The 25,261-nt window shown below is 62.8% G+C and carries 19 protein-coding genes and 1 pseudogene; 16 read left to right on the top strand and 4 right to left on the bottom strand.

Annotation, left to right across the window (positions count from 1 at the left end):
- The first annotated feature begins 59 nt into the window (after positions 1–59).
- The 3 genes and pseudogenes from JBO08_RS09920 to JBO08_RS09930 form a co-directional block, all read left to right on the top strand.
- The gene (locus JBO08_RS09920; protein ID WP_065875998.1) at positions 60–3,281 is read left to right on the top strand and encodes an efflux RND transporter permease subunit; all 3,222 of its coding nucleotides are present in this window, start codon (positions 60–62) and stop codon (positions 3,279–3,281) included.
- Positions 3,271–4,440, top strand: a complete 1,170-nt coding sequence (locus JBO08_RS09925) for an efflux RND transporter periplasmic adaptor subunit (protein ID WP_065945922.1) — start codon at positions 3,271–3,273, stop codon at positions 4,438–4,440. Before JBO08_RS09920 ends, JBO08_RS09925 begins: the two co-directional genes overlap by 11 nt.
- Positions 4,424–5,836 (top strand): annotated as a pseudogene (locus JBO08_RS09930) (efflux transporter outer membrane subunit); the annotation flags it as partial. The gene JBO08_RS09925 and the pseudogene JBO08_RS09930, both read left to right, overlap by 17 nt.
- On the opposite strand, the gene JBO08_RS09935 reads toward JBO08_RS09930, so the two are convergent.
- The 4 genes from JBO08_RS09935 to JBO08_RS09950 all read right to left on the bottom strand — a co-directional run bounded on the left by JBO08_RS09935 (position 5,805) and on the right by JBO08_RS09950 (position 9,999).
- Positions 5,805–6,644, bottom strand: coding sequence for a TIGR03915 family putative DNA repair protein (locus JBO08_RS09935; protein ID WP_065910918.1), 840 nt, complete (start codon positions 6,642–6,644; stop codon positions 5,805–5,807). The pseudogene JBO08_RS09930 and the gene JBO08_RS09935 sit on opposite strands and share 32 nt — an antisense overlap.
- Positions 6,641–7,861 carry a putative DNA modification/repair radical SAM protein gene (locus tag JBO08_RS09940; protein ID WP_065875995.1) on the bottom strand — a complete coding sequence of 407 codons (1,221 nt, stop codon included), beginning with the start codon at positions 7,859–7,861 and terminating at the stop codon, positions 6,641–6,643. The genes JBO08_RS09935 and JBO08_RS09940 overlap by 4 nt, the downstream gene beginning before the upstream one ends.
- 197 nt (positions 7,862–8,058) lie before the next feature.
- Positions 8,059–9,396: a lysine N(6)-hydroxylase/L-ornithine N(5)-oxygenase family protein gene (locus JBO08_RS09945; RefSeq protein WP_065875994.1), complete on the bottom strand. Its 1,338-nt coding sequence runs from the start codon at positions 9,394–9,396 to the stop codon at positions 8,059–8,061.
- Positions 9,397–9,516: 120 nt separating this feature from the next.
- The gene (locus JBO08_RS09950; protein WP_065875993.1) at positions 9,517–9,999 is read right to left on the bottom strand and encodes a sigma-70 family RNA polymerase sigma factor; all 483 of its coding nucleotides are present in this window, start codon (positions 9,997–9,999) and stop codon (positions 9,517–9,519) included.
- A gap of 255 nt (positions 10,000–10,254) precedes the next feature.
- Between JBO08_RS09950 and JBO08_RS09955 the strand changes: the two genes are divergently transcribed.
- From JBO08_RS09955 to JBO08_RS10015, 13 genes are all read left to right on the top strand, one after another.
- Positions 10,255–11,424: an efflux RND transporter periplasmic adaptor subunit gene (locus tag JBO08_RS09955; RefSeq protein WP_065875992.1), complete on the top strand. Its 1,170-nt coding sequence runs from the start codon at positions 10,255–10,257 to the stop codon at positions 11,422–11,424.
- Between the two features lies 1 nt (position 11,425).
- Positions 11,426–13,396: a MacB family efflux pump subunit gene (locus tag JBO08_RS09960; protein WP_220075208.1), complete on the top strand. Its 1,971-nt coding sequence runs from the start codon at positions 11,426–11,428 to the stop codon at positions 13,394–13,396.
- On the top strand, positions 13,389–14,792 hold the full coding sequence (locus JBO08_RS09965) for an efflux transporter outer membrane subunit (protein ID WP_065880956.1): 1,404 nt from the start codon (positions 13,389–13,391) through the stop codon (positions 14,790–14,792). Before JBO08_RS09960 ends, JBO08_RS09965 begins: the two co-directional genes overlap by 8 nt.
- Before the next feature lie 104 nt (positions 14,793–14,896).
- A complete protein-coding gene (locus JBO08_RS09970; protein WP_065875989.1) occupies positions 14,897–15,694 on the top strand; it encodes an alpha/beta fold hydrolase in 798 nt (265 codons plus the stop codon).
- Positions 15,695–15,754: 60 nt separating this feature from the next.
- Positions 15,755–16,525: a FadR/GntR family transcriptional regulator gene (locus JBO08_RS09975; RefSeq protein ID WP_065875988.1), complete on the top strand. Its 771-nt coding sequence runs from the start codon at positions 15,755–15,757 to the stop codon at positions 16,523–16,525.
- A 243-nt stretch (positions 16,526–16,768) separates the two neighbouring features.
- Positions 16,769–17,971 (top strand): ABC transporter substrate-binding protein, encoded by a 1,203-nt coding sequence (locus tag JBO08_RS09980; protein WP_220075207.1) that lies wholly within the window; start codon positions 16,769–16,771, stop codon positions 17,969–17,971.
- Positions 17,972–18,028: 57 nt separating this feature from the next.
- Positions 18,029–18,889, top strand: a complete 861-nt coding sequence (locus tag JBO08_RS09985) for a branched-chain amino acid ABC transporter permease (RefSeq protein ID WP_049712559.1) — start codon at positions 18,029–18,031, stop codon at positions 18,887–18,889.
- Between the two features lies 1 nt (position 18,890).
- Entirely contained in the window at positions 18,891–19,901 is a 1,011-nt protein-coding gene (locus JBO08_RS09990; protein WP_220075206.1) for a branched-chain amino acid ABC transporter permease, read from the top strand.
- Positions 19,898–20,647, top strand: a complete 750-nt coding sequence (locus JBO08_RS09995; RefSeq protein ID WP_065880953.1) for an ABC transporter ATP-binding protein — start codon at positions 19,898–19,900, stop codon at positions 20,645–20,647. Before JBO08_RS09990 ends, JBO08_RS09995 begins: the two co-directional genes overlap by 4 nt.
- Positions 20,647–21,342: an ABC transporter ATP-binding protein gene (locus JBO08_RS10000; protein WP_048719438.1), complete on the top strand. Its 696-nt coding sequence runs from the start codon at positions 20,647–20,649 to the stop codon at positions 21,340–21,342. Before JBO08_RS09995 ends, JBO08_RS10000 begins: the two co-directional genes overlap by 1 nt.
- Positions 21,343–21,355: 13 nt before the next feature.
- Positions 21,356–22,624 (top strand): Zn-dependent hydrolase, encoded by a 1,269-nt coding sequence (locus tag JBO08_RS10005; protein ID WP_220075205.1) that lies wholly within the window; start codon positions 21,356–21,358, stop codon positions 22,622–22,624.
- Positions 22,621–24,024 (top strand): amidase, encoded by a 1,404-nt coding sequence (locus JBO08_RS10010; protein WP_220075204.1) that lies wholly within the window; start codon positions 22,621–22,623, stop codon positions 24,022–24,024. Before JBO08_RS10005 ends, JBO08_RS10010 begins: the two co-directional genes overlap by 4 nt.
- 334 nt (positions 24,025–24,358) lie before the next feature.
- Positions 24,359–25,222: a LysR family transcriptional regulator gene (locus JBO08_RS10015; protein ID WP_065890711.1), complete on the top strand. Its 864-nt coding sequence runs from the start codon at positions 24,359–24,361 to the stop codon at positions 25,220–25,222.
- The last annotated feature ends 39 nt before the right edge of the window (positions 25,223–25,261 follow it).

Genomic DNA, 25,261 nt, shown 5'->3' on the forward strand with positions numbered 1-25,261 from the left:
TTAGGTGGGTCGGGCAAGACTGCCGGGGTTTGCAATCCTGCTCCTTTGGAGGTTCACGCATGCTCGGGCTGGTAAAGACCGCACTGCAAAAGCCGTACACGTTTATCGTGTTGGCCATATTCATCTGCATCATCGGGCCAATGGCGGCCCTGCGTACCCCCACTGACGTTTTCCCGGATATCGGCATCCCTGTGGTAGCGGTGGTGTGGCAGTACAACGGCCTGTCGCCGGACGCCATGGCCGGCCGGGTGATTTACACCTACGAACGCTCCCTGAGTACCACCGTCAACGACATCGAACACATCGAATCGCAATCGCTGCCCGGCATGGGCATCGTCAAGATCTTCTTCCAGCCCGGCGTGGATATCCGCACCGCCAACGCTCAGGTGACGGCAGTTTCTCAAACCGTACTCAAGCAGATGCCACCGGGCATCACGCCGCCGCTGATCCTCAACTACAGTGCCTCCACGGTGCCGATCCTGCAGATGGCATTCTCCAGCCCGAGCCTCTCGGAGGCGAAGATTCGCGACCTGGTGCAAAACAACATCCGCCTGCCTTTAAGCGCCCTGCCCGGCCTGGCGATGCCCACACCCATGGGAGGTAAACAACGCCAGATCACCCTCGACCTCGACCCGCAGGCGCTGGCCGCCAAAGGGCTGTCGGCCCAGGACGTGGGCAATGCACTCGCGTTGCAAAACCAGATCATCCCAGTGGGCACCGCCAAACTCGGTCCCAACGAATACACGATCCTGCTCAACAACAGCCCCAAGGCAATTGATGAACTCAACGATTTGCCAATCAAAACCGTCGACGGTGCGCTGATCACCATCGGCCAGGTGGCCCACGTACGTGACGGCTCGCCGCCGCAGACCAACATCGTACGCGTCGACGGCCACCGTGCGGTGCTGATGCCGGCATTGAAAAACGGCAGCATCTCTACCCTGTCGATCATCGACGGCATCCGGCAGATGCTGCCGCGCATCAACGAAACGCTGCCGCCGTCGCTGAAGACTTCGCTGCTGGGCGACGCCTCGGTGTTCGTCAAACAGTCGGTGGGCAGCGTGGCCCAGGAAGGCATCATTGCCGCGCTGCTGACGAGCGCGATGATCCTGCTGTTCCTTGGCAGCTGGCGTTCGACGCTGATCATCGCGGCGTCGATTCCCCTGGCCGTACTCTCGGCCATCGCGCTGCTGGCGGTGTCCGGGCAAACCCTCAACGTGATGACCCTCGGCGGGCTGGCGTTGGCCGTGGGCATCCTGGTGGACGACGCCACGGTCACCATCGAAAACATCAACTGGCACCTGGAACAAGGCAAGGCGGTAAAAACCGCGATCCTCGACGGCGCCGCGCAGATCGTCGGCCCGGCGTTCGTCTCGCTGCTGTGCATCTGCATCGTGTTTGTGCCGATGTTCTTGCTGCAAGGCATCGCCGGCTACCTGTTCCGCCCGATGGCCCTGGCGGTCATCTTTGCCATGGCCAGTTCGTTCATCCTCTCGCGTACGTTGGTACCGACACTGGCGATGTTCCTGCTCAAGCCGCACATGCCGGAGCCAGGCGCGGGGCATCACCCGGAAGATGAATTCATCAATCATCACGAAGGTGAGCAGCACACGAAACAGCGCAACGCCCTGCTGCAATCGATGCTGAATTTCCAACAGGGGTTCGAGCGCCATTTCTCGAATATCCGCGATACCTATTACGGCCTGCTGACCTTGGCGCTGGGCAATCGCAAACGCTTTATCGTCGGTTTCCTGGCCTGCGTACTCGCGTCATTCCTGCTGTTGCCTAGCCTGGGCCAGGACTTCTTCCCAGCCACCGACGCCGGTGCCCTCGCCCTTCACGTACGTTTACCACTGGGCACGCGCATCGAAGAAAGCGCCGCCGCTTTCGACCGCATCGAAGCGCGGATTCGTGAAGTGATTCCCGCCGAAGAACTCGACACCATTGTCGATAACATCGGCATCCCGCTGAGCGGCATCGACATGGCCTACAGCAGCAGCGGCACCATCGGCCCGCAGGATGGCGACATCCAGGTCACCTTGAAAAAAGACCACGCCCCCACCGCGGACTATGTGAAGAAACTGCGTGAAGCCTTGCCGCAAAGTTTTCCCGGCAGCCACTTTGCGTTCCTGCCGGCGGATATCAGCAGCCAGATCCTCAACTTTGGCGCGCCTGCCCCGCTGGACGTGAAGATCTCCGGGCGCAGCGACGAAGAAAACCGCGCCTATGCGGTAGAACTGGAGCGCCGCCTGCAGCACGTCCCGGGCATCGCCGACCTGCGTATCCAACAGTCCACCGGCTACCCGTCCTTGCAGGTGAATGTCGACCGGATGCGCGCCAACGGCCTGGGCATCACGGAGCGTGACGTGACCAACAGCATGGTCGCCTCCCTCGCCGGCAGCTCCCAGGTGGCGCCGACCTTCTGGCTCAACCCGGCCAACGGCGTGTCCTATTCCATCGTTGCCGCGACCCCGCAATACCGCCTCGACAGCCTGCCGTCACTGGAAGCGCTGCCGGTAACGGGTGCTGGCGGCCAGTCGCAAATCCTCGGCGGCGTGGCAACCATCTCCCGCGTGCAGAGCCCGGCGGTGGTGACTCACTACAACATCGAACCGACCCTGGACTTGTACGCCAATGTCCAAGGCCGCGACCTCGGCGGCGTAGCCCGTGATGTGCAAAAAGTGCTGGATGACACCGCGTCGATGCGCCCCAAAGGCGCGGTGATCAGCCTGCACGGGCAGATCGATGCGTTGCATGAAGCGTTCAGCGGTTTGAGCGTCGGCCTGCTCGGTGCGGTGGTGCTGATCTACCTGCTGATCGTGGTCAACTTCCAGTCGTGGGCCGACCCGTTCGTGATCATCACCGCCTTGCCGGCGGCCCTGGCGGGGATCGTGTGGATGCTGTTCCTCAGCGGCACCTCGCTGTCGGTGCCCGCGTTGACCGGCGCAATCCTGTGCATGGGCGTCGCCACCGCCAACTCGATCCTGGTCGTGAGCTTCTGCCGCGAACGCCTGGCCGAACATGGTGATGCGCTGAAGGCCGCGCTGGAAGCGGGCTACACGCGCTTTCGCCCAGTGTGCATGACCGCCCTGGCGATGATCATCGGCATGCTGCCACTGGCGATCTCCGAGGAGCAGAACGCACCGCTCGGCCGTGCGGTGATCGGTGGCTTGATCTTCGCCACCGTCGCCACCCTGTTGTTTGTTCCCGTGGTCTTCAGCCTGGTCCACGGTCGTCACTCTACTCGCGCAGTTGCAGGAGTTCCCCCACATGTCGTCTGATCAAAAACCCTCGCGCAAGCGTCTGATGCTCATGGGTGTCGGCGGCCTGACCCTGGCCGCCCTGTTGGTCGCCAACGGCCTGCACGCCCGTACGCTGCACGAACAATCGGTTGCCGCCTGGACCGAGACTGCCGCCATCGCTCAAGTGAGGGTGGTCCAACCGCAACAGAACGCCGCCGGCGATACCCTGCGTTTGCCCGCGCATTTGGAAGCCTGGAGCAAGGCGCCGATTCACGCCCGGGTCAGCGGCTACCTGAAAGACTGGAAAGCCGACATCGGCACTCAAGTCAAGGCCGGGCAGGTCCTCGCCGAGATCGACAGCCCGGACCTGGACCAGCAACTGGCCCAAACCCACGCACGCCTAGTGCAGGAACAAGCCAACGCACGCCTGGCCGAAACCACCGCCACCCGCTGGCAAAACCTGCTCGCCAGCCACTCGGTATCACGCCAGGAGGCCGATGAAAAAACCTCCAATGCCGCCGCGGCCAAGGCCAACGCCGAAGCCGCCGCTGCCGACTACGCGAGGCTCACCGCGCTGGAAAGCTACAAGACCCTTCGTGCGCCATTCGCCGGCACCATCACCGCGCGCAACACCGATATCGGCCAGTTGATCAAAGCCGATACCGACAGTGATCCCGAGTTGTTCAACATTGCTGACACCCACCAGTTGCGCCTGTATGTGCCGGTGCCACAGAACTACGCGGCCGTCATCCATCCCGGCCTTGAAGCCGAACTGACAGTGCCCGAGCATCCTGGCGAACACTTCAAGGCCCGCCTGATCGGCGACTCCACCGCCATCGACCGCCGCTCAGGCACCCTGCTCGCGCAGTTCGTGGCAGACAACCCCAACGGCGAATTGCTGCCCGGTGATTACGCCGAAGCCACCCTGCCGATTCCGGTGGACACCCATGGCGTGAGCATCCCGGCCAGCGCGTTGATCTTCCGCGCCCAAGGCACGCAAGTGGCGGTGCTGGACGCGCAGAATCACGTGCACCTGCAGAACATCCACATCGGATTGGATTTGGGCGAACGCTTGGTGATCGACCAGGGCCTGAAACGCGCCGACCGTGTCGTCGACAACCCACCTGACGCCCTGCGTGAAGGCGACCCGGTGCAACTGGCCAACGCCTCGGGAGGTGCACATGTGCCCAAGGCTTAAACCTGTCGCAGCCCTGATACTGCTGGCGTTGCAAGGTTGCTCAATGGCGCCGACCTACACCGTGCCTTCGGTAAACCTCCCGACGGGCTACCGCGAACAGACCCGTGACGGCCCGTGGCACAGCGCTCAACCCTGCGACCAACTGGCGCCCGAATGGTGGAAACTCTACAACGACCCACACCTGAATGACCTGCAACAGCAACTGCTCAAGGCCAATCCGGACCTGGATGCAGCGCTGGCGCACTTCGATGCGTCCCAGGCGTACGCCAGCCAACTGCATGCCGGGTTGTTCCCGCAAATCACTGCCAGCGCGCAGCCGTTGCGGCAACGGCAATCGGACTCGCGACCGTTGCGGGGGACGACTCAGCCGTCCGTGTATAACAGCAACACCGCAGGCTTTTTATTGAGCTACGACCTGGACCTGTGGGGCAAAATCCGCAACCAGGTGGCGGCGGGTGATGCTCAGGCGCAAGCGTCCGGCGATGACTTGGCGGTGGCACGCTTGAGCCTGCAGCACCAGTTGGCGACGTTGTATGTGCAGCTCAATGGGCTGGATGCGCAGGCGCGAATTCTCAACCGTTCGCTGGACGATTTCAGCCAAGCGCTGCAATTGACCCGCAGCCGGTATGAAGGCCAGATTGCTTCTGAGCTGGACCTGACCCGCGCGCAGAATCAGTTGGCAGAAGCCAAGGCGCAATTGGATGAGGTGCGCGGCCAGCGCAACCTTACTGAGCATGCCATTGGTGAACTGGTGGGTGTCGCAGCCAGTGATTTTACGTTGCCGCCGAGCCAACAGTTGATCGCGTTACCGGGAATTCCTACGCAGTTACCCAGCCAGTTGCTGCAGCGCCGCCCGGATATTGCGGCGGCGGAACGGCGGGTGTTTGCGGCCAATGCGAATATCGGGGTGGCCAAGGCCGCGTGGTATCCGGATTTCAGCTTGACCGGGTTGGTTGGCGGGCAGACGCAAGGCGTCGGCAATCTGCTTTCGGCGGGCAATCGGTATTGGGCGCTGGGGCCGCTGGTCAACTTGCCGATCTTTGATGGCGGCCGCTTGAGCGCCAATGAACATCAAGCCAAAGCGGAGTTTGAAGAAGCCTCGGCGCAATACCGGAGCCGCGTACTGAAAGCGGTGCGCGAGGTCGAAGATAACCTGGCGCAGCTTCGGGACTTGCAACAGGAAGCCCAGGACGAACAGGCGGCGGCGGATGCCGCGCAACATACGCAATCGCTGGCGATGAACAGCTACCAAGCCGGGGCCGTGAGTTACCTGGATGTAGTGACCGCACAAACGGCAGCCTTGCAGGCACAACAAACATTGCAGGCGGTGCAGACCCGTCAGTTACAGGCAAGCGTGGGATTGGTCACCGCGCTCGGTGGGGGCTGGCAATCTGGCGACCGGCTTTTGCCCCAATCAACTTCGCCTGCCCATCCTTCTGCTTCCCCGTCCGCGCCTCAGTGATCAACCCTGGGATCAACTTGCCCTCGGGCAAGTTCTTCCAGAACCGGCTCGGCAAGTGCCCTTCCATCACCTTGGGGTTCAACCGCGCCGGGTTGAAGATGTGGCTGTAATAGGTCAGCCACATCGCACTGTGCGGATCCTCCACATTCTGCGCCAGCTGCCGCCACGCCTCGGGGCACTCGCGCTGATGAATAAGCTGCTCTCCGTCGTAGTACACCCCGTCCAGCGGCGTGGCGATCATCCAACGATGACGGCCCATGCGCCCGACGAAATGCTGGCTGGCGGATTTCAGAATGTCGTGTGCAGGCTCGTGCCAGGCCACATATTCCGGCAGCTCCGCCCCCGCCCCGGCGGGTAATGCGATAAACCGCACAAACGCATGCAGGTGGTGCGCCTCGCGGCTGACCTGTTTGATCCGCCGCTGCAACTCGCTGCCCAGCTTGTCCCCCGCCAGCATCGCAGTACGATCGCCATGGCTCACACGCCACAACACTTCATACAGCAGGCTCCAGCGCTGGTCGCCGTGGTAGCAGGCGGCCGACTCCAGCAGATCCAACAGCGCCTTGGGCACGCGCGTCTGGAACGGCCCGAGGCCTTCGGGGATGGACTGGTCGGTGGCAAACAGATCGGCTACCTCGGCCTCACCCCAGCTCACCTGGCTGGGATCGACCTGATGGCTGAGCAGCCATCGCGCCTGGTCGCGCCAAGTGCTGAACAGGTTGTCGCATTCCAGGCTGATCATCCCCACAGCCCCATTTGCTGGGGTGCGGGGCGGTCGCGCAATTGTTCACGTAGCAGCACGCTGGTGCTTTCGGCCTGTTGCGGGTGATAGTCACTGGTGATGAAAAACGGCTTGGCCTTGGCCAGTACGCAGCGCATGCGCGCCAGGTCTTCGAAGCGGATCTTGCGTTCACGCCGCAGGTCCACCAGGCGCTGGGTGGTGCGCAGGCCAATGCCCGGAATGCGCGCAATCAAGGTCGGCTCGGCGCGGTTCAGGTCCAGGGGGAATACCTCGCGGTGTTCCAGGGCCCAGGCCAGCTTGGGGTCGATATCCAGGGCCAGGTGGCCGGGGCCTGCGAACAGTTCGTTGGCGCTGAACCCGTAGCTGCGCAGCAGGAAATCGGCCTGGTACAAGCGATGCTCGCGCATCAGCGGTGGTGCAGCCAGGGGCACGCTCTTCGGGCTGTTGGGGATGGGGCTGAACGCCGAGTAATACACACGCCGCAGCTTGAAATTGCCGTAAAGCGCCTCGGCACCGTGGAGGATGGTGCTGTCATCGGTGTCGTCGGCGCCGACGATCATTTGCGTACTCTGCCCTGCCGGGGCGAATCGCGGCGCGCGCGGCTCGTTGAGCACGGTCTGCTCGCCGGTGTAGATGGTCTGCATGGCCTGCTTGATCGAGACGATCTGTTTTTCCGGCGCCAGGGTCTGCAAGCTGGTCTCGGTAGGCAGTTCGATATTCACGCTCAGGCGGTCGGCATAACGCCCGGCTTCGGCGATCAGCGCCGGGTCCGCGTCGGGAATGGTCTTGAGGTGGATATAGCCGCGAAAGTCGTGCTCTTCGCGTAGAAGCTTGGCGACCCGCACCAACTGCTCCATGGTGTAGTCGGACGAACGGATGATGCCGGAGCTGAGAAACAGCCCGCTGACGCAATTGCGCCGGTAGAAGTCCAGGGTCAATGTGACCACCTCCTCCGGGCTGAAACGCGCGCGGGGCACGTCGCTGGAGCGGCGGTTGACGCAGTATTGGCAGTCGTAGAGACAGAAGTTGGTGAGCAACACCTTGAGCAATGACACGCATCGCCCATCGGGCGTATAGCTGTGGCAGATGCCCATGCCATCGGTAGAACCCAGCCCCGCCTTGCCCTCGGAGCTACGCTTGGGCGCGCCGCTGCTGGCGCACGACGCATCGTACTTGGCGGCGTCGGCGAGGATGCTGAGTTTTTCGATCAACTGCATGGAGGGCTACCGGCACTGGTTTTTTGTACAGTATCAGTAGCTCAACCATCACGCCAGTGCCGTCTGTAGGACAGAGATTTTGTGGCGAAGGAGCTTGCTCCCGCTGGGCTGCGCAGCGGTCCCAAAAAGCCGGCTCCAGCTGCGCTGTCGAACGGGAGCAAGCTCCCTCGCCACAGCAAGCTCCCTCGCCACAACGATCAGCTGGCGGTAGCGAGTAGCAAATCCTGCACCGACCGCCCCTTGCCGCGCCCACGGTCCAGCGCATACAACGACGCCGCGATCTCATCCGCCCGAATCGGCAGCACCGACAGCAAGGTGTCGCTCAATCCATGGCTGGCCTGGCTGAAACCCTGGATGTAGATCCCGGCGTTGCAACGCTCGTCGGTGACGATGCGGTAGTCGCGCGCCACGTCAAAGTCGCCCAGGTAGCCTTCCAGCGGCGCCAGCAAGGCGCGGTGCGTCTGGCGCTCGTAGCCGGTGGCGAGGATCACCGCATCGTAATGATTGACGCTGGTTTCGCCGCTGGCGTTATTGCGCAGCACCAGCTCGATGCCCAACGGACCAGGGGTGGCTTTCTCGACCACCGTCATGGTGCGGAACGCCTGGCGGGCGATGCCGGAGACTTTCTGGCGATAAAAGATGCCGTAGATACGCTCGATCAGGTCCAGGTCTACCACCGAATAATTGGTGTTCTGGTACTCGGCGACCAGGCGCTCACGCTCGGCGCCTTCCTGCTGGAACACCAGGTCGGTAAAGGCCGGCGAGAACACTTCGTTGACGAACGGGCTGTCATCGGCGGGCTTGAGCGCCGATCCGCGCAGGATCATGTCGACCTGCACCGACGGGAAGCTGTCGTTCAGGTCGATAAACGCTTCGGCTGCACTCTGGCCGCCGCCGATGATGGCGATGCGCATGGCCTTGCCCTCGACACACGGTTGCGTGGCCATGCGCTCCAGGTATTGAGAATGGTGGAACACCCGGCTGTCCCCTTTGAGCGCCTTGAACGCCTCCGGAATACGTGGTGTGCCGCCAGCGCTGACCACCACCGAACGGGTGGTGCGTACATGCTGCTCGCCCAGGGCATCGCGGGAAATCACGCGCAGCGCTTCAACCTGCTGCTGATGCAGGATCGGCTCGATGGCCAGCACTTCCTCGCCGTAGCGCGCCTGGGCCTGGAACTGCCCGGCGACCCAGCGCAGGTAGTCGTTGTACTCCATGCGGCACGGGTAAAAGGTGCCCAAGTTGATGAAGTCCACCAGGCGGTCGTGGGCTTTCAGGTAATTGACGAAGGAATACGGGCTGGTGGGGTTACGCAGAGTCACCAGGTCCTTGAGGAACGAGATCTGCAGTTCGCTCTGGGTCACCAGGGTATTGCCGTGCCAGCGGTAGTCGGCCTGTTTGTCGAGAAACAGCACGTCCAGTTTGCCCTGGGCCTTTTCGCGCTCCTGCAGGGCGATGGCCAGCGCCAGGTTCGAAGGGCCGAAACCGATACCGATCAGGTCGTGAACCGCGGGCGAAGCAATAGCCTGTGTCATTCCAGTGTCCTCTGGATAAGCCCCTTGGCGGTGGGGCGGGAATACCTTTCAAGACCTGCACAACAGGTCATCTGTTGATAGGAAACGAGGACAGTGAAATAAAATTTAACTAACAGGTGATCAGTGCGCTTCCCACTCTCGCATCCGCCCCCGGCAGTGCTTCATGGCGTTGACGATGTGTTTTTCCACCAGGGCGCGGGAAATGCACAGGCGCTCGGCGATTTGCAGGTGGGTCAGGCCGTCGAGCTTGCGCAGCAGAAAGCTGTCGCGGCAGGCAGGCGGCAGCTCGGCCAGGGCACGTTCGAGCAATTCCAGGCGCTGGCCGTGGTCGTGGTGGGTGTGGGGCGAGCAACTGGCGAAGCGCTCTTCGGCATCCAGCACATCCAGGGGTTCAACCTGGCGCAAGGCGTTGCGGCGATGACCGTCGATCACCAGGTTGAGCGCAGTGCGGTACAAAAAGGCGCGGGGTTGTTCGATGGGCGTGTCGCTGGAACGTTCCAGCACCCGGACATAAGCGTCATGCACCACATCCTCGGCCACCTGACGGTTGCCCAGCTTGGCGTTGAGGAAACACACCAGCTCGCGATAGTAGTTTTCCAACATGACTCCCGACCGCCGGGTGGCGGCATTAGGCCCTTGGGTGCAAAAAAGACAGCGTTTAGGTGATGGCAGTTTGAGTGCGTGCAATTTATAGTAATTCTCATCTACTTTTAAAGCACACTTGCATCAACGGACGATTATTTTTCTTCAAGGGAGCTGTAACTGCTTATGTAACAGCCTAAATCCCCGCGCAATTCCCTCGTCTACTTGTCAGCTCCCCGCAACTGCGGTCCGAACTTTCCTGGCTGGAACCAAAGCATGAAACGCCCTCGACCTGCCCGACGCGCCTTGCTTGTTATCGCGTGCCTGATCCCCGTCATCGCCATCGCGGCCTGGCAAGTGCTGCCGCCGGGGCCCGACACCCTCACCACTGTGAGCGTCACCCGCGGCAATATCGAAAACAGCGTGACGGCCCTGGGCACCCTGCAACCCAGGCGTTATGTCGATGTAGGCGCACAGGCGTCCGGGCAGATCCGCAAGATCCACGTCGAGGCCGGCGATCAGGTCCAGGAAGGTCAGTTGCTGGTGGAGATCGACCCTTCCACGCAAAAAGCCAAACTCGACGCCAGCCGCTACGCCATCGAAAACCTCAAGGCTCAGTTGCAGGAGCAAAACGCCCAGCATGAGTTGGCACGCCAGAAGTACCAGCGCCAGCAGCGCCTGGCCGCCGGTAATGCGACCCGCGAAGAAGATGTACAAACCGCCAAAGCTGAATTGAGCGCCACAGCGGCCCGGGTCAGCATGTTCCAGGCGCAGATCCGGCAAGCCCAGGCCAGCCTGCGCAGCGATGAAGCGGAGCTGGGCTACACGCGCATCTATGCGCCGATGACCGGCACCGTAGTGGCGGTGGACGCGCGCGTTGGCCAGACCCTGAACGCCCAGCAGCAGACACCGCTGATCCTGCGCATCGCCAAACTGTCACCGATGACCGTCTGGGCGGAAGTCTCGGAAGCCGATATCGGCCACGTCAAACCGGGCATGACCGCCTATTTCACCACCCTGAGCGGCGGCAACCGGCGCTGGACCAGCACCGTGCGGCAGATCCTGCCGATCCCGCCCAAGCCCTTGAATGAAACCCAAGGCAGCGGCAGCCCCAACAGTTCCAGCAAAAGCGGCAGTGGCCGTGTGGTGCTGTACACCGTGCTGCTGGACGTGGACAACAGCGACAACGCGTTGATGGCGGAGATGACCACCCAGGTGTTTTTCGTCGCCAGCCAGGTCAAGGACGCCCTCACTGCACCGGTTGCCGCGCTGCGGGGCACGTCCAGTGCCGACCGCCAGATCGCCCGGGTCCTGACCAAAAGCGGCCGTATCGAAGAACGCCACGTGCACCTGGGCATCAGTGACCGCCTGCGCGTCCAGGTGCTCGACGGCCTGAACGAGGGCGATCAATTGGTGATCGGCCCGGCCGACGGCAACGGGGGTTGAGTTGACCACGCCCCTGATCGAACTCAAGAACATCCGCAAATCCTACGGCGGCGGCGACAGCCCGCAGGTCGACGTGTTGCGCGGCATCGACCTGTCGATTCATGCCGGGGAGTTCGTTGCCATCGTCGGCGCCTCGGGCTCCGGCAAGTCCACGCTGATGAATATCCTCGGCTGCCTCGACCGCCCAAGCGTCGGTGACTACCTGTTCGCCGGGGAAAACGTCGCGCACCTGGACAGTGACGAACTGGCCTGGCTGCGCCGCGAAGCCTTTGGCTTCGTGTTCCAGGGCTACCACTTGATTCCCTCCGGCTCGGCCCAGGAAAACGTCGAGATGCCGGCGATCTATGCCGGCATCAGCGCCACCGAGCGCCATGCCCGCGCCAACGCGCTGCTCACGCGCCTGGGCCTGGCCGACCGCACCGGCAACCGCCCGCACCAGCTTTCCGGCGGCCAGCAGCAACGCGTGTCCATCGCTCGCGCGTTGATGAACGGTGGCCACATCATCCTGGCCGATGAACCCACCGGCGCCCTCGACAGCCACAGCGGCGCCGAGGTCATGACCCTGCTCGACGAACTGGCCAGCCAAGGCCACGTGGTGATCCTGATCACCCACGACCGCGAAGTGGCGGCGCGGGCCAACCGCATCATCGAGATTCGCGATGGCTTGATCATCAGTGACTCGGCCGATGGCAGCGAAGTTGCTCCTGCATTAGCCAACGGCGCCCTGCAAGCTGTTGACCTGCGCCAACGCCTGGCCGACGGCGCCGAGCACAATGGCGCGTGGAAAGCCGAATTGGTGGATGCCGTGCAAGCTGCCTGGCGGGTGATGTGGATCAACCGCTTCCGCACCGCGTTGACCCTGCTGGGCATCATTATCGGCGTGGCATCGGTGGTGGTGATGCTGGCGGTGGGCGAAGGCAGCAAGCGCCAGGTCATGGCGCAGATGGGCGCGTTCGGCTCCAACATCATCTACCTCAGTGGATCGTCGCCCAACCCGCGTACGCCGCCGGGGATCGTGACGCTCAATGACGTCCACGCACTGGCCGCCCTGCCTCAGGTGCAGCGCATCATGCCGGTCAACGGCAGCGAAGCCGGCGTGCGTTTTGGCAATGTCGACTACATGGCCTATGTGGGCGGCAATGACACCAACTTCCCGGAGATCTTCAATTGGCCGGTGGTCGAGGGCAATTATTTTACCGCCGAGGACGAGCGCGCCGCCGCCACGGTGGCGGTGATCGGGCATCGTGTGCGCGAGAAGCTGTTCAAGGGCGAGGTCGACCCCATCGGCCAGTACATCCTGATTGAGAACGTGCCGTTTCAGGTGATCGGCGTGCTGGCGGAAAAAGGCGCCAGCTCCGGCAACAAGGACAGCGACGACCGCATTGCCATTCCTTATACCGCCGCCAGCGTGCGGCTGTTCGGCAGCTATAACCCCGAATACGTGGTGATCGCGGCGGCTGATGCGCGCAAGGTCCACGAGGCCGAGCTGGCCATCGACCAGTTGATGCAAACGCTGCACAACGGCAAGCGCGATTACGAGCTGACCAACAACGCGGCGATGATCCAGGCCGAAGCCCACACGCAGAACACGCTGTCGTTGATGCTCGGTTCGATTGCCGCGATTTCCCTGTTGGTGGGCGGTATCGGCGTGATGAACATCATGTTGATGACCGTGCGCGAACGTACCCGCGAAATCGGTATCCGCATGGCCACCGGCGCACGCCAGCGCGACATCCTGCGCCAGTTCCTTACCGAAGCGGTGATGCTCTCGGTGGTCGGCGGCCTGTGCGGCATCGCCCTGGCCCTGCTGGTGGGTGGCGTGCTGGTACTGGCCGAGGTGGCGGTGCAGTTTTCCCTGGTGGCGGTGTGTGGCGCATTTGGTTGCGCGCTGGTCACCGGCGTCGTATTCGGCTTTATGCCGGCCCGTAAAGCTGCCCGGCTCGATCCGGTTAAGGCGTTGACCAGTGAATAAACGATCCATCTACTTGCCCGGTTTGTGTGTGTTGCTCAGCGCCTGCGCCGGCAACCCACCGGCCATCGACACGGCTATTGCGCCGCCTGCCGCCTGGCAATACGCCGAGCGCGACGCCGCCCAGGCCACCAACCAGCAATGGTGGACACACTTCGCCAGCCCGCAGTTGAACCGTCTTATCGAGCAGGCCCGCCGTGACAGTTTCGACGTTGCCGCCGCCACGGCCCGTGTGCGCCAGGCGCAGGCCAGTGCGGTGATAGCCGGTGCGCCATTGTTGCCCGAGGTGAAGTTCAACCTCGCGACCAGTCACCAGAAACTCATACGCGGCCCGGGTGGACCGGACCTGGATGCGTCCCAAAGCGACGACGCCGTCGACAACTTCGGCGCCAACCTCACCGCCAGCTACGAAGTGGACTTCTGGGGTGGCCGCGCCGCCGCCCGCGACAGCGCCCTGCACAGCCTGCGCGCCAGCGAGTTTGACCGGGCCACCGTGGAACTGACCCTGCTCAGCAGCGTGGCCGACCGCTACGCACAAACTCTCGCCGCCCACCAACGCCAGCAGATCGCCGAGCTGAACCTGGCCAATGCGCGCAACGTGCTCGACCTGGTACAGACGCGCTACGACGCCGGCTCCGCCACGGCCCTGGAACTGGCACAGCAAAAAAGCCTGGTGGCCAGCCAGCAACGCCAGTTGCCGCTGATCCAGCAACTGGCCGAAGAATCGCAGATCACCCTGGCCGCCCTACTCGGCCAACCGGTGCAGGCGTTGGACCTGGGCGCCGAGCCCTTTCAGGCACTGACCTGGCCGACCATCGGCGCCGGCCTGCCCAGCCAACTGCTCAGCCGCCGGCCCGATATCGCCAAGGCCGAGGCGCAACTGGCGGCAGCACAGGCCGACGTCACCGTGGCCCGCGCGGCCATGCTGCCCGCCGTCACCCTTGGTGCAACCTTGGGCTCCGACGCCTACAAGGCCATGGATGTGCTGCGCAGCCCCTACTACACGCTGACCGCCGGCCTCGTCGGCCCGATCTTCAACAACGGCCGTTTAAGTGCTGAACGTGACAAGGCTCGCGCACGCCAGGATGAACTGCTGCAAACCTATCGCGGCGCGATCATCAATGGCTTTGCCGATGTGGAAAAAGCCCTCAGCGGCATCACCCGCCTCGACCAGCAACGCGAATGGCAAAGTGAAGAGCTGAAACAGGCCCAGACCGCGTTCCAGATCGCCGAAAGCCGCTACCAGGCAGGTGCCGAAGACCTGCTCACGGTGCTGGAAACCCAGCGCACGCTGTACGCGGCCCAAGACCAGAATGTGCAACTGCGGCTGTCACGCCTGCAGGCCAGCATCGCGCTGTACAAGGCACTGGGCGGTGGCTGGCAGGCACAGATCCGATAAACAAAACTCCGATCTCGTACATTAGCTGTCTTTTCACCCTACATTCTTCGACCTGAGGTCCTTGGTAAAAAAGCCGCTATTACACGGCCGCCCAGGACCTCTCGATGACTGTTGCAAACTACCTGACGTGCGCCTGTCTCTGGCTGACGGCAAGCCTTGCCTCTGCCCAACCACTGATCCCTCCCACCACCATCGACTGGCTGCTGGACTGCCCCCTGCCCACCGTTGAGCGCCTGGACCCCGAGGTGCTGCAACGCACCCAATGCGGCATTGTGAACGTACCGCGCAATTACGCCGCGCCCCGGCAAGGCAGCTTGCGTCTCTACCTGACTCGCGTCGGCGCCCGTGACCCGCTGAACCGTGAAGGCGTGGTGTTTGCCCAGGCTGGCGACGCCGCCGCCAACAACCAGGGCGGCACCTTTGTCATTCACCTGACCAGCCTCTGGGGCGCCTACGCCAACCCCGCCTATCGCACGCTGGTCGACCGTTACGACGTGATCGAACTCAGCCCCCGCGACCTCAGCAACGACAACGGCATCGAACAGGCCGCCCAGGACATGGAGTACGTCCGCAGGCAACTTGGCGACGCCCAACTGCTCTACCTGGGCAATGACAACGCCGCCCGCCTGGGTAGCCGTTACGCTGCGCTGTTTCCCGATCGCGTGGCGCGCATGGTGCTGGTCAACGCGCAACAGGCCGAAGAAGCGGCTTCGCCGGTCGAGCAACTGCGGCTGAAAGAACCCGTCAAGCACGCCGCCAGCAGTTGCATCAACCGCTGGGTCGCAGACTTCCTGGTCTTTGGCAAGCAGCCACCGCCGTCCACCCGTTGCCTTGACTCAGGTAACCGCGGAGCAGCCACCCGTTTGCGACCTGTTGCCATCGAAAACGACACGTGGCGTTGACGCTGCATCCCGATCGCTATTAAGTGCTATTTATCCGCATTAATACGATAAATCGAACCCATGCTAAGTCGCCCGCTCCGACGCAAACGCCAGAAGCTGTCCGATGTGATTGTCGAGTCGGTCAAGCGCTCCATCGTCACCGACGCCTTGAAGCCCGGCGACCGTCTACCCACTGAACGTGAGCTGATGGAAAGCTTCCAGTGCTCCAAGGGCTCGGCCCGCGAAGCGCTCAAGGCCCTGGAAGTGGAAGGCCTGGTGAGCACACGCACCGGCCCCAGCGGTGGTGCTTACCTGAACCAGGCCGGCACTGAGCCCGCCAGCCGCGCGCTGCGCAACTACCTGCACTTCCAGCATTTGGATGGCGAGCAGGTGTACCAACTGCGCAAAGTCATCGAAGTGGAACTCGCGGTGTCGGTGCTCGGGCGCTTGAGCGAAGACGACTACCAGGCCCTGCAAGACAACGTGGATTTCTGCAGCGCCCCGGAAGACAGCGAGGCCGGCCAGCGCGAGCAACGCCTGGCGGAACTGGAGTTCCATAACCTGCTGGCCAAGGCCTGCCCCAATCCGTTGCTGAGTTTCATGGCGCAGTTTCTCAACGACCTGCTGCGCGACCTGGTGGTGTTGAAAAAGGCCTACAAGCCCAAGCGCAAGCAGTTCGACGCGGCCAACCTGGATTATCACAAACAGTTGCTGATCGCCTTTCGTGCCGGGGATGAACGCGCGGTGCGCGGTTTGATGCATGAGCACATGTGCGATGCGGAACACCATATGACGGCGCTGGAAGGTGAAGTCAGCCCGCATTTTCTGCTGGAGTTCGATCACAACCACTGAAAACACCGCGGTACCTACTGTGGAAACCCGATCAATGTGGGAGCTGGCTTGCCTGCGATGCAGGCACCTCGGTGTTCAGTTACACCGAGTCGATGCGATCGCAGGCAAGCCAGCTCCCACAGTTGACCGGGTTCCAACCCTCAGACCGTTTCACCCAATTCAATAACAGGCCTGCCCACAGGCCCTTGCTCCACCGTATCGCCCTTGCCACTCCTGCCAATAACTAAACCAGGGAGTCACCCCATGCAGCGTCGTACGTTGTTGAAAGCCAGTCTCACCGCAGCCGCCGCCCTCAGCCTCCCGCTGAGTATCCGGTCGGCATTCGCCGCCGAGCCCTTTACCTTTTACGGCCTCAAGTCCATGTCTGGCGCCTTTGCCAGCTATGGCAAATTTGCCGACATGGGTTCGCGCCTGGCGGTGGAACAGCACCCCGAACTGCTCGGCCGGCCACTGAACTACAAAGTCATCGACACCGAAGGCAACGCCGGCAAGGCCGTGCGCAAGGTGCAGGAAGCCATCCAGCAGGACGGCGCGCGGTTCTTCCAGGGCTGCACCTTGTCATCGTCAGCCTTGGCGGTGGCCAAGGAAGTCGACAAAGTCGGCGGTGTGTTCATGACCCCGGTCGGCGCCGACGAAGTCACCGGCAAGGATTGCAACCTCGCGACCTTCCGCTGGTCGGTGCCCACCTACGGTGCGATCCGCGAAACCATGGTGCCGCTGATCAAACTGCTGCCGGACGCCAAGCGCTGGTATACCATCACCCCGCAATACGTGTTCGGCGAAGCGCTGCTTGAAGGCGCAAAAACAGTGCTCAAGGAAAACGGCCTGGAACACATCGGCAACAGCTACCACTCACTGCAAGAACAAGAATTCTCCGGCTACCTGACCAACGCCATCACCGCCAAGCCCGATGTACTGGTGCTGCTCAACTTCGGCAGCCAGTCGTCCAACACCCTGCGCCAGGCGGTGAACTTCGGCATCAAGGAGCGCATGAAAGTGCTGCTGGTATGGTCCGCCGGCCTCGACCAATTCCAGGAGTTGGGCAGCGATGTGCTTGAAGGCGTGTACCTCGGCGCGCAGTACTGGCACCAGGTCGACACCCCGCTCAACCGCGAACTGGTCAAGCTGACCCAGGCCAAGTACGGCATCAACCCCACCTACCCGCTGGCCGCCGATTACATCAGCACCAAGGTCATGCTCGAAACCATCATTAGCACCGGCAGCTTCGACGGTAAAACCGTGGCCAAAGCCATGCAGGGCTTGAGTTTTGAAGGCCCGACCGGCAAGGAATCGATCCGCGCTGGCGACCACCAAGTGATCAAGGATTACTACCTGCTGATCGGCAAGGCCACCGGCGACATGGCCGACAAGGACGACCTGGCCAAAGTGCTCAGCGCCGGCCAGTCGTTCCCGCCAGTGGAAGCCACGGGCTGCACGCTCGGCTGATCCCCTGAATTTGGTAGCGCAGGGCCGTGCGAGCGGCCTCCTGCAGAGGGTTCCTGCATGCTTAATCTTTACCTGTTCCAGATACTCAACGGCCTTGGATTGGGGATGATCTACTTCCTGATCGCGGTCGGGCTGACGATCATTTTCGGCCTGCTCAACTTCGTCAACTTCGCCCACGGCGCGTTCTTCTTGCTGGGAGCCTACATCTGCTACACCGCCGTGAGCCTCACCGGCAATTTCTGGCTGGCGCTGTTGATCGCCCCGCTGGTGGTGGCCGCGTTGGCCTGGGCCATCGAGCGATTATTGATCCAGCGGATTTACCACTTGCCGCACATGTTCCAGATCCTGGTGACCTTGGGCATCGCGCTGATCATCCAGGAAGCCAGCGTGATGATCTGGGGGCCGGTGGGCAAGAGCGTCGCCGTGCCTGAGCTGCTGCGCGGCGTGCTGGTGGTGGGTGACTTCGTCTACCCCTATTACCGCCTATTCCTCATCGTGTTTTCCGGGCTGGTCGGCCTGGGCCTGTGGCTGCTGTTGGAACGCACGCGCTTCGGCGCCCTGGTACGGGCAGGCAGTGAGAGCACCGAAACCGTCTCGTTGCTGGGCACCAATATTTTCCGCCTGTTCTCCATGACCTTCGCCCTTGGCGTTGCCCTGGCCGGCATGGCCGGTGTGCTGTTCGCGCCGTTGCGCGGCGCCCAGCCCTTCGTCGGCCCGGAAATTCTCGGGGTGGCGTTTGTGGTCGTGGTGATCGGCGGCATGGGTTCGTTCAGCGGTGCGCTGGTCGGCGGTTTGCTGGTGGGCGTGGTGCAAAGCCTGATGACCACACTTTGGCCCCAGGGCGCGAGCCTGATGATCTACGGCGCAATGGCCGTGGTGATTCTGGTACGTCCTTACGGCCTGTTTGGGAGAGCCTGACATGAGCGAGAAAAACCCCCTGCCGTTTGCCAAGACGCAATCGCGCGCGATGTTGCTGTGGGTATTGGCAGTGCTGATTGGCCTGCCCTTGATACTGCCCTCGGCGACCCTGGCCACCGAGATCCTGATCTTTGCCATGGCCGCCCTCGCCTGCAACTTGCTGCTGGGTTACACCGGGCTACTGTCCTTCGGCCAAGGCATCTTCTTTGGTGCCGGCGCGTATTGTGCGGCGTTGCTGATGATCCACCTGCAAATGGGTTTGTTCACGGCGCTGCTCGGCGCCGCCGTTGCCGGTGGGTTCCTGGCCTTGTTGGTGGGCGCCCTGGCGATCCGCCGTACCGGCATCTACTTCGTGATGCTGACCCTGGCGTTCAGCCAAATGGCTTACTTCGTCGCCTATACGCTCAGTGACTGGACCGGCGGCGACAACGGCCTGCTCAGCGTGCCACGCCCGGAAATCCGCCTCGGTGACAGCGTGTTGCTATCGCTCGCCGACGCCCGCGCCTTCTACGGCTTTGTCGCGGTGCTGTTCCTGCTGATCTTTATCGGCGCACGCCGAGTGATCGCCTCACCGTTCGGCAGCACGCTGATGGCGATCCGCGAAAACGAAACCCGTGCCTCGGCCATCGGCTACGACACGCGGCATTTCAAAATCCTGGTGTTTGTACTGTCCGGCGCGGTCACCGGGGTTGCCGGCGCGCTGTACGCCATGCTGCTGCACTTTGTGCCGCTGTCGAATATCGACCTGATGATGTCCGAGAACATCCTGATCATGACCATCGTCGGCGGCACGGGCTCTTTGTTCGGCTCATTGCTGGGCGCCGGTTCCATCGTGCTGCTGGGGGATTTCCTCTCCGACCTGTGGCCGCGCTGGCTGATGCTGCTGGGGGTGATTTTGATCCTGGTGGTGATCTTCATGCGCGGTGGTTTGTGGGGCGGCCTGGTGTCGCTGTTTGAACGGGTGCGAGGCAGTCGCAAGGCCGCCGCTGTCGCCAAGGAGGACGTGCTATGAGCATCCTGCTGGAAACCAAAGACTTGGAACTGGCCTACGGTGCCTTCCATGCGGTGAATGGCGTAAACCTCAAGGTCGAAGCCGGCACCATCCACACCATCATTGGCCCCAACGGCGCGGGCAAGACCAGCCTGTTCCACTGCCTCACCGGTGAGCGCCAGGCCACCGCCGGGGCGATTCATTTCGACGGCAGGAACCTGATGCGCAAACCGGCCCATGCCCGTGTCGGCCTGGGCATGGCGCGCTCGTTCCAGCTTACCAGCCTGTTCCAGAACCTCAGCGTGCGCGAAAACCTGCGCCTGGCCGCCCAAGGCCGCGATGGTGTGCGCGCCCTGAATTTCTGGCGCCGCGTGGACAGCAAGCGCGAACACCTGGAGATGGCCGACCACGTGCTGGAACGCCTGCAACTCACCGCCCGCGCCGACACCCTGGCCGGCGAGTTGTCCCACGGCCAGCAACGCGTGCTGGAGGTGGGCATGTCGATCTGCTCCAAACCCAAACTGTTGATGCTCGACGAGCCCACCTCGGGCATGGGCATCGACGACATCCCGATCATGACCCAACTGATCAGCGACCTCGGCCGCGACCACACGGTGCTGTTGATCGAACACAACATGAGCATTGTCATGTCCATCAGCCAACGCATCACGGTGATGAGCCACGGGCAGATCCTGGTGGAAGGCACGCCGGAATTCGTGCGGGCCGATGAACGTGTGCGCAGTGCGTACCTTGGGGAGGCTGCCTGATGCTGATCGTCGAGAATATCCATTCCTACTACGACAAGAGCCACGTGCTGGAAGGCGTGTCGCTGACCGTAAACCCTGGCGAGCTGGTGACGCTGCTGGGCCGCAACGGCGCCGGCAAGACCACGACGCTGCGCAGCATCCTCGGGATTATTTGCCCACGCCAGGGCCAGATCCATTTCAACGGCCAGGCACTGGTGGGCCAGAAGATCTTTGAAATTGCTCGCCAGGGCCTGGCGCTGGTACCGGAGAACCGCGGAATTTTCCGCCTGCTGACCGTCGAAGAAAACCTGCGCATCGCCGCACGCAAGACCAGCCGCTGGCAGCTCGAAGACGTCTACGGCATGTTCCCGCGCCTCAAGGAACGTCGCAAAAACGCCGGCCATGCGCTTTCTGGCGGCGAGCAACAAATGCTCGCCATCGCCCGTGCGCTGCTCAACGATCCAAAGTTGCTGATCCTTGATGAGCCCACCGAAGGCCTGGCCCCGGTGATCGTCGACGAGTTGGTGAAGATCCTGCGCAAGGTCAAGGACGACGGCCTGCCGGTGTTGCTGGTGGAACAGAACCTGATGGTCTGCGACAAGCTCGCCGACCGCCATTACGTGCTCGAACAAGGCCGCGTGGTCTACGAGGGCAGCGCCGCCGCCTTTCGCGCCGACCCGACCATCAAAAACCGCTATTTGGCCCTGAGTGCCTGACCGGAGACTGCTGATGAATAGTTTTGCGCAACCGCTCAAGAGCAACGCCCCGCTGATCAACCGCGACCGCCTGTGGCAATCCTTGATGGACCTGGCCCAGCTTGGCGCCACGGCCAAAGCCGGCGTGTGCCGCCTGGCCCTCACCGATCTGGACCGCCAGGCCCGCGACCTGTTTGTGCAATGGTGTGAGGCGGCCGGGTGCAGCGTCAGTGTCGACGCCATCGGCAATATTTTCGCGCGCCGCGCCGGGCGCAATCCTGCCCTGCCCCCGGTGATGACCGGCAGCCATATCGACACCCAGCCCACCGGCGGCAAGTTCGACGGTTGCTACGGGGTGATGGCCGGGCTGGAAGTGATCCGCACCCTCAATGATTTGAACATCGAAACCGAAGCGCCGATTGAAGTGGTGGTATGGACCAACGAAGAAGGCTCGCGCTTCCCGCCGTGCATGATGGGTTCGGGGGTGTTTGCCGGTAAATTCGATTTACAGAACACCCTCGACAAGCTCGACGACCAAGGCCTGTCAGTGGGCGCCGAGTTGCAGCGCATCGGCTATGCCGGTGCCCGGGCGGTGCTGGGCCATCCGGTAGGCGCGTATTTCGAAGCCCATATCGAACAAGGTCCGGTGCTGGAAGACCAGGCCACCACGATTGGCGTGGTCATGGGTTGCCTGGGCCAGAAGTGGTTCGACCTGACCTTAACCGGCGTCGAAGCCCACGCCGGCCCGACGCCGATGCACCTGCGCAAGGACGCCCTGGTTGGCGCCGCCGAGGTGGTCAGCGCGGTCAACCGTATCGCCCATCAACAACAACCCCACGCCTGTGGCACGGTCGGTTGCCTGAGCCTGCACCCCGGTTCACGCAACGTGATTCCTGGCCAAGTGCACATGACCATCGACCTGCGCCACCTGCATGCGGACACGCTGCAAGCCATGGTCGATGAAGTGCGCGGCGTGATCGAAGCCACCGCCAAAACACACGGCCTCACCTTTGAGCTGACGCCGACGGCCGACTTCCCGCCGCTGGACTTCAACCCGGCCTGCGTCAACGCGGTGCGCGACGCGGCGGGTGTGTTGGGCTTGAGCCATATGGATATCGTCAGCGGCGCCGGGCACGACGCGATTTTCGTGGCCGAACTGGGCCCCGCCGGGATGATCTTTGTGCCGTGCGAGGGCGGCATCAGCCATAACGAAATCGAAAACGCCGCGCCGGATGACCTGGCGGCGGGCTGCGCGGTATTGCTGCGGGCCATGGTCAATGCGGCTCAGGGGGATGTGGCATGAGTGAGATCGGCGAACTGACGGCGGTGCAACTGCTGCAGCATTTTCGCGACAAGAGCCTGTCGCCGGTGGAAGTCACCGAGGATACCTTGCTGCGTATCGAACGCTATAACCCAGTGGTAAACGCCTACTGCCACGTGGACCCCGAAGGCGCGCTGAACGCAGCGCGTGCTTCCGAACAACGCTGGCTCGACGGCCAACCCTGCGGCGCGTTGGACGGCGTGCCGGCGTCGATCAAAGACCTCACGCTGACGATCGGCATGCCCACCCGCAAGGGCTCGCGCACCACATCCGCCGAGGGCCCATGGGACATCGACGCGCCCTTCACCGCCTTTATGCGCAAGGCCGGCGCGGTGCTGCTGGGCAAGACCACCACCCCGGAATTCGGCTGGAAAGGCGTCACCGACAACCCGCTCTACGGCGTCACCCGCAACCCCTGGGACACACGCACCACGGCCGGCGGTTCGTCCGGCGGCGCAGGGGCAGCGGCCGCATTGAACCTCGGTGTGTTGCACCAGGGCAGCGATGCGGGCGGTTCGATCCGGATTCCCTGTGCATTCACGGGCACCTTCGGGATCAAGCCCACCTTCGGTTATGTGCCGCAATGGCCGGCCAGCTCCATGACCATCCTCTCGCACCTGGGGCCGATGACCCGCACGGTGGAAGACAGCGTGTTGATGCTGCAGACCATCGCCCAGCCGGATGCGCGCGATGGCTTGGTCGGTGCGCCACGCACCACGCCATGGCTCATGCCGGGTACGGATCTGAAAGGTTTGCGGGTCGCCTATAGCCCGAACTTCGGTTACGTTGACGTCGACCCGCACGTGGCCAAGGTCGTCGCTCAAGCGGTGGCAGGGCTGGTGCAACTGGGCGCCCATGTCGAGCAAATCGACCCCGGCTTCAGTGACCCGCTGGAAGTCTTCAGCACCCTGTGGGCCGCCGGCGCCGCACGCCTGACCGGGAGCATGAGCGAGGCGCAAAAGCAGCTGCTCGATCCTGGTTTGCTGCGCATCGCACAACGCGGCGAACGCTTGAGCCTGGATGACTTCAACGCGGCCCTCGAAGCGCGCGCAGCCCTGGTGGCGCGCATGGCCGCATTCCATGAGCATTACGACGTGCTGGTGTCGCCGATGATGCCGATCACCGCGTTCGACGCCGGGCACGACGTGCCACCGGGTTCGGGTTTGCAGGAATGGACGCAGTGGACGCCGTTCACCTACCCCTTCAACCTGACGCAGCAACCGGCAGCTTCGGTGCCGTGCGGGTTGGCGGCGAATGGTTTGCCAGTGGGGTTGCACGTGGTGGGCGCGCGGTTTGCGGATGAAAAGGTTTTGCGGGTGTGCCAGGCGTACGCCAAAGCATTCCCTACCCCGCACTTGCAGGCACCAAAAAACCCAGTCTGAAATGCAATCTACTGTGGGAGCTGATTTGCCTGCGATAGCCGTGCATCAGTGACAACTGGATTGACTGAATCACCGCCATCGCAGCATAGGTATCTACACATCTTGGGGGCCCCCTCTGCGTAGCAGCTGTCGAGCCCTGGCGAGGCTGCGTTTGCGGGCTGTCTGACACACCGCTGACGCAGCCTCGCCAGGGCTCGACAGCTGCTACGCAATTTCACGTTGAAGATGTGTAGATACTTATGGCTATCGCAGCGGTTCGACGACTCGACAAGCCTGCTCCCACAGGTTTGACCACATTCCACTACAATGCCCCCCATTCATCCCCGGGGGCTTCATGGACATCGAACTGGCACGCACTTTCCTCGAAATCACCCGCTGCGGCAGCCTGGCTGCGGCGGCCGAGAAACTGCACGTCACCCAAACCGCTATCACCGCGCGGGTCAAGAGCCTCGAAAGCCAATTGGGCAGCACGCTGTTCATCCGCAACCGCGCCGGCGCACGCCTGACCGCCGACGGCGAAGCCTTCGTGGTGTACGCCAACCAATTGCTGCAAACCTGGGAAGCCGCGCGCCGCGACCTGCCGCTGCCGGATGGCTATCGCAATGTGCTGCACATCGGCGGTGAGGTCAGCCTGTGCAACCCGTTGATGCTCGGCTGGGCCCAGGCGCTGCGCCAACATATTCCGGGCCATGCGCTGCGTACCGAAATCCGCGAAGGCGAATACCTGCTGCGCCAGCTGGAACTCGGCGTGCTCGACGCCGCGCTGGTGTTCCAGCCGCAATACTGGCCGGGGTTGCAGGTGGAGCAGGTGCTGGAAGAAAAACTGATCCTGGTGCAGTTGGTGAGCAATCCGGCCCCCTACGTGTATATCGACTGGGGCCCAGGCTTTCGTCAGCAGCATGACGCCGCCCTGCCCGACAAGGCCCGCGCCGCGCTGAGTTTCAACCTCGGGCCACTGGCGTTGCAGTACATCCTCGAAAACGGCGGCGCCGGCTATTTCCGTACCCGCGTGGTGCAAAGCTACCTGGACAGTGGCGTGATGCAGCGCGTGCCCAAGGCGCCGGAGTTCAGCTTCCCCACTTACCTGGTGTATTCACGGGCGCGGGATTCGGCGGTGTTGCAACAGGCACTGGGGTTGTTGCGCGAAGTGGTCAAGGCTGAAACTGACTGGTCGCAGCGCTGGGACCCATTGATTTGAATCACCCTACCCCCGCGCGCATGCTAGCCTGCGGGTGTT

The organism is Pseudomonas sp. LAP_36 (assembly GCF_019456785.1).
Taxonomy (GTDB): Bacteria; Pseudomonadota; Gammaproteobacteria; order Pseudomonadales; family Pseudomonadaceae; genus Aquipseudomonas; species Aquipseudomonas tritici.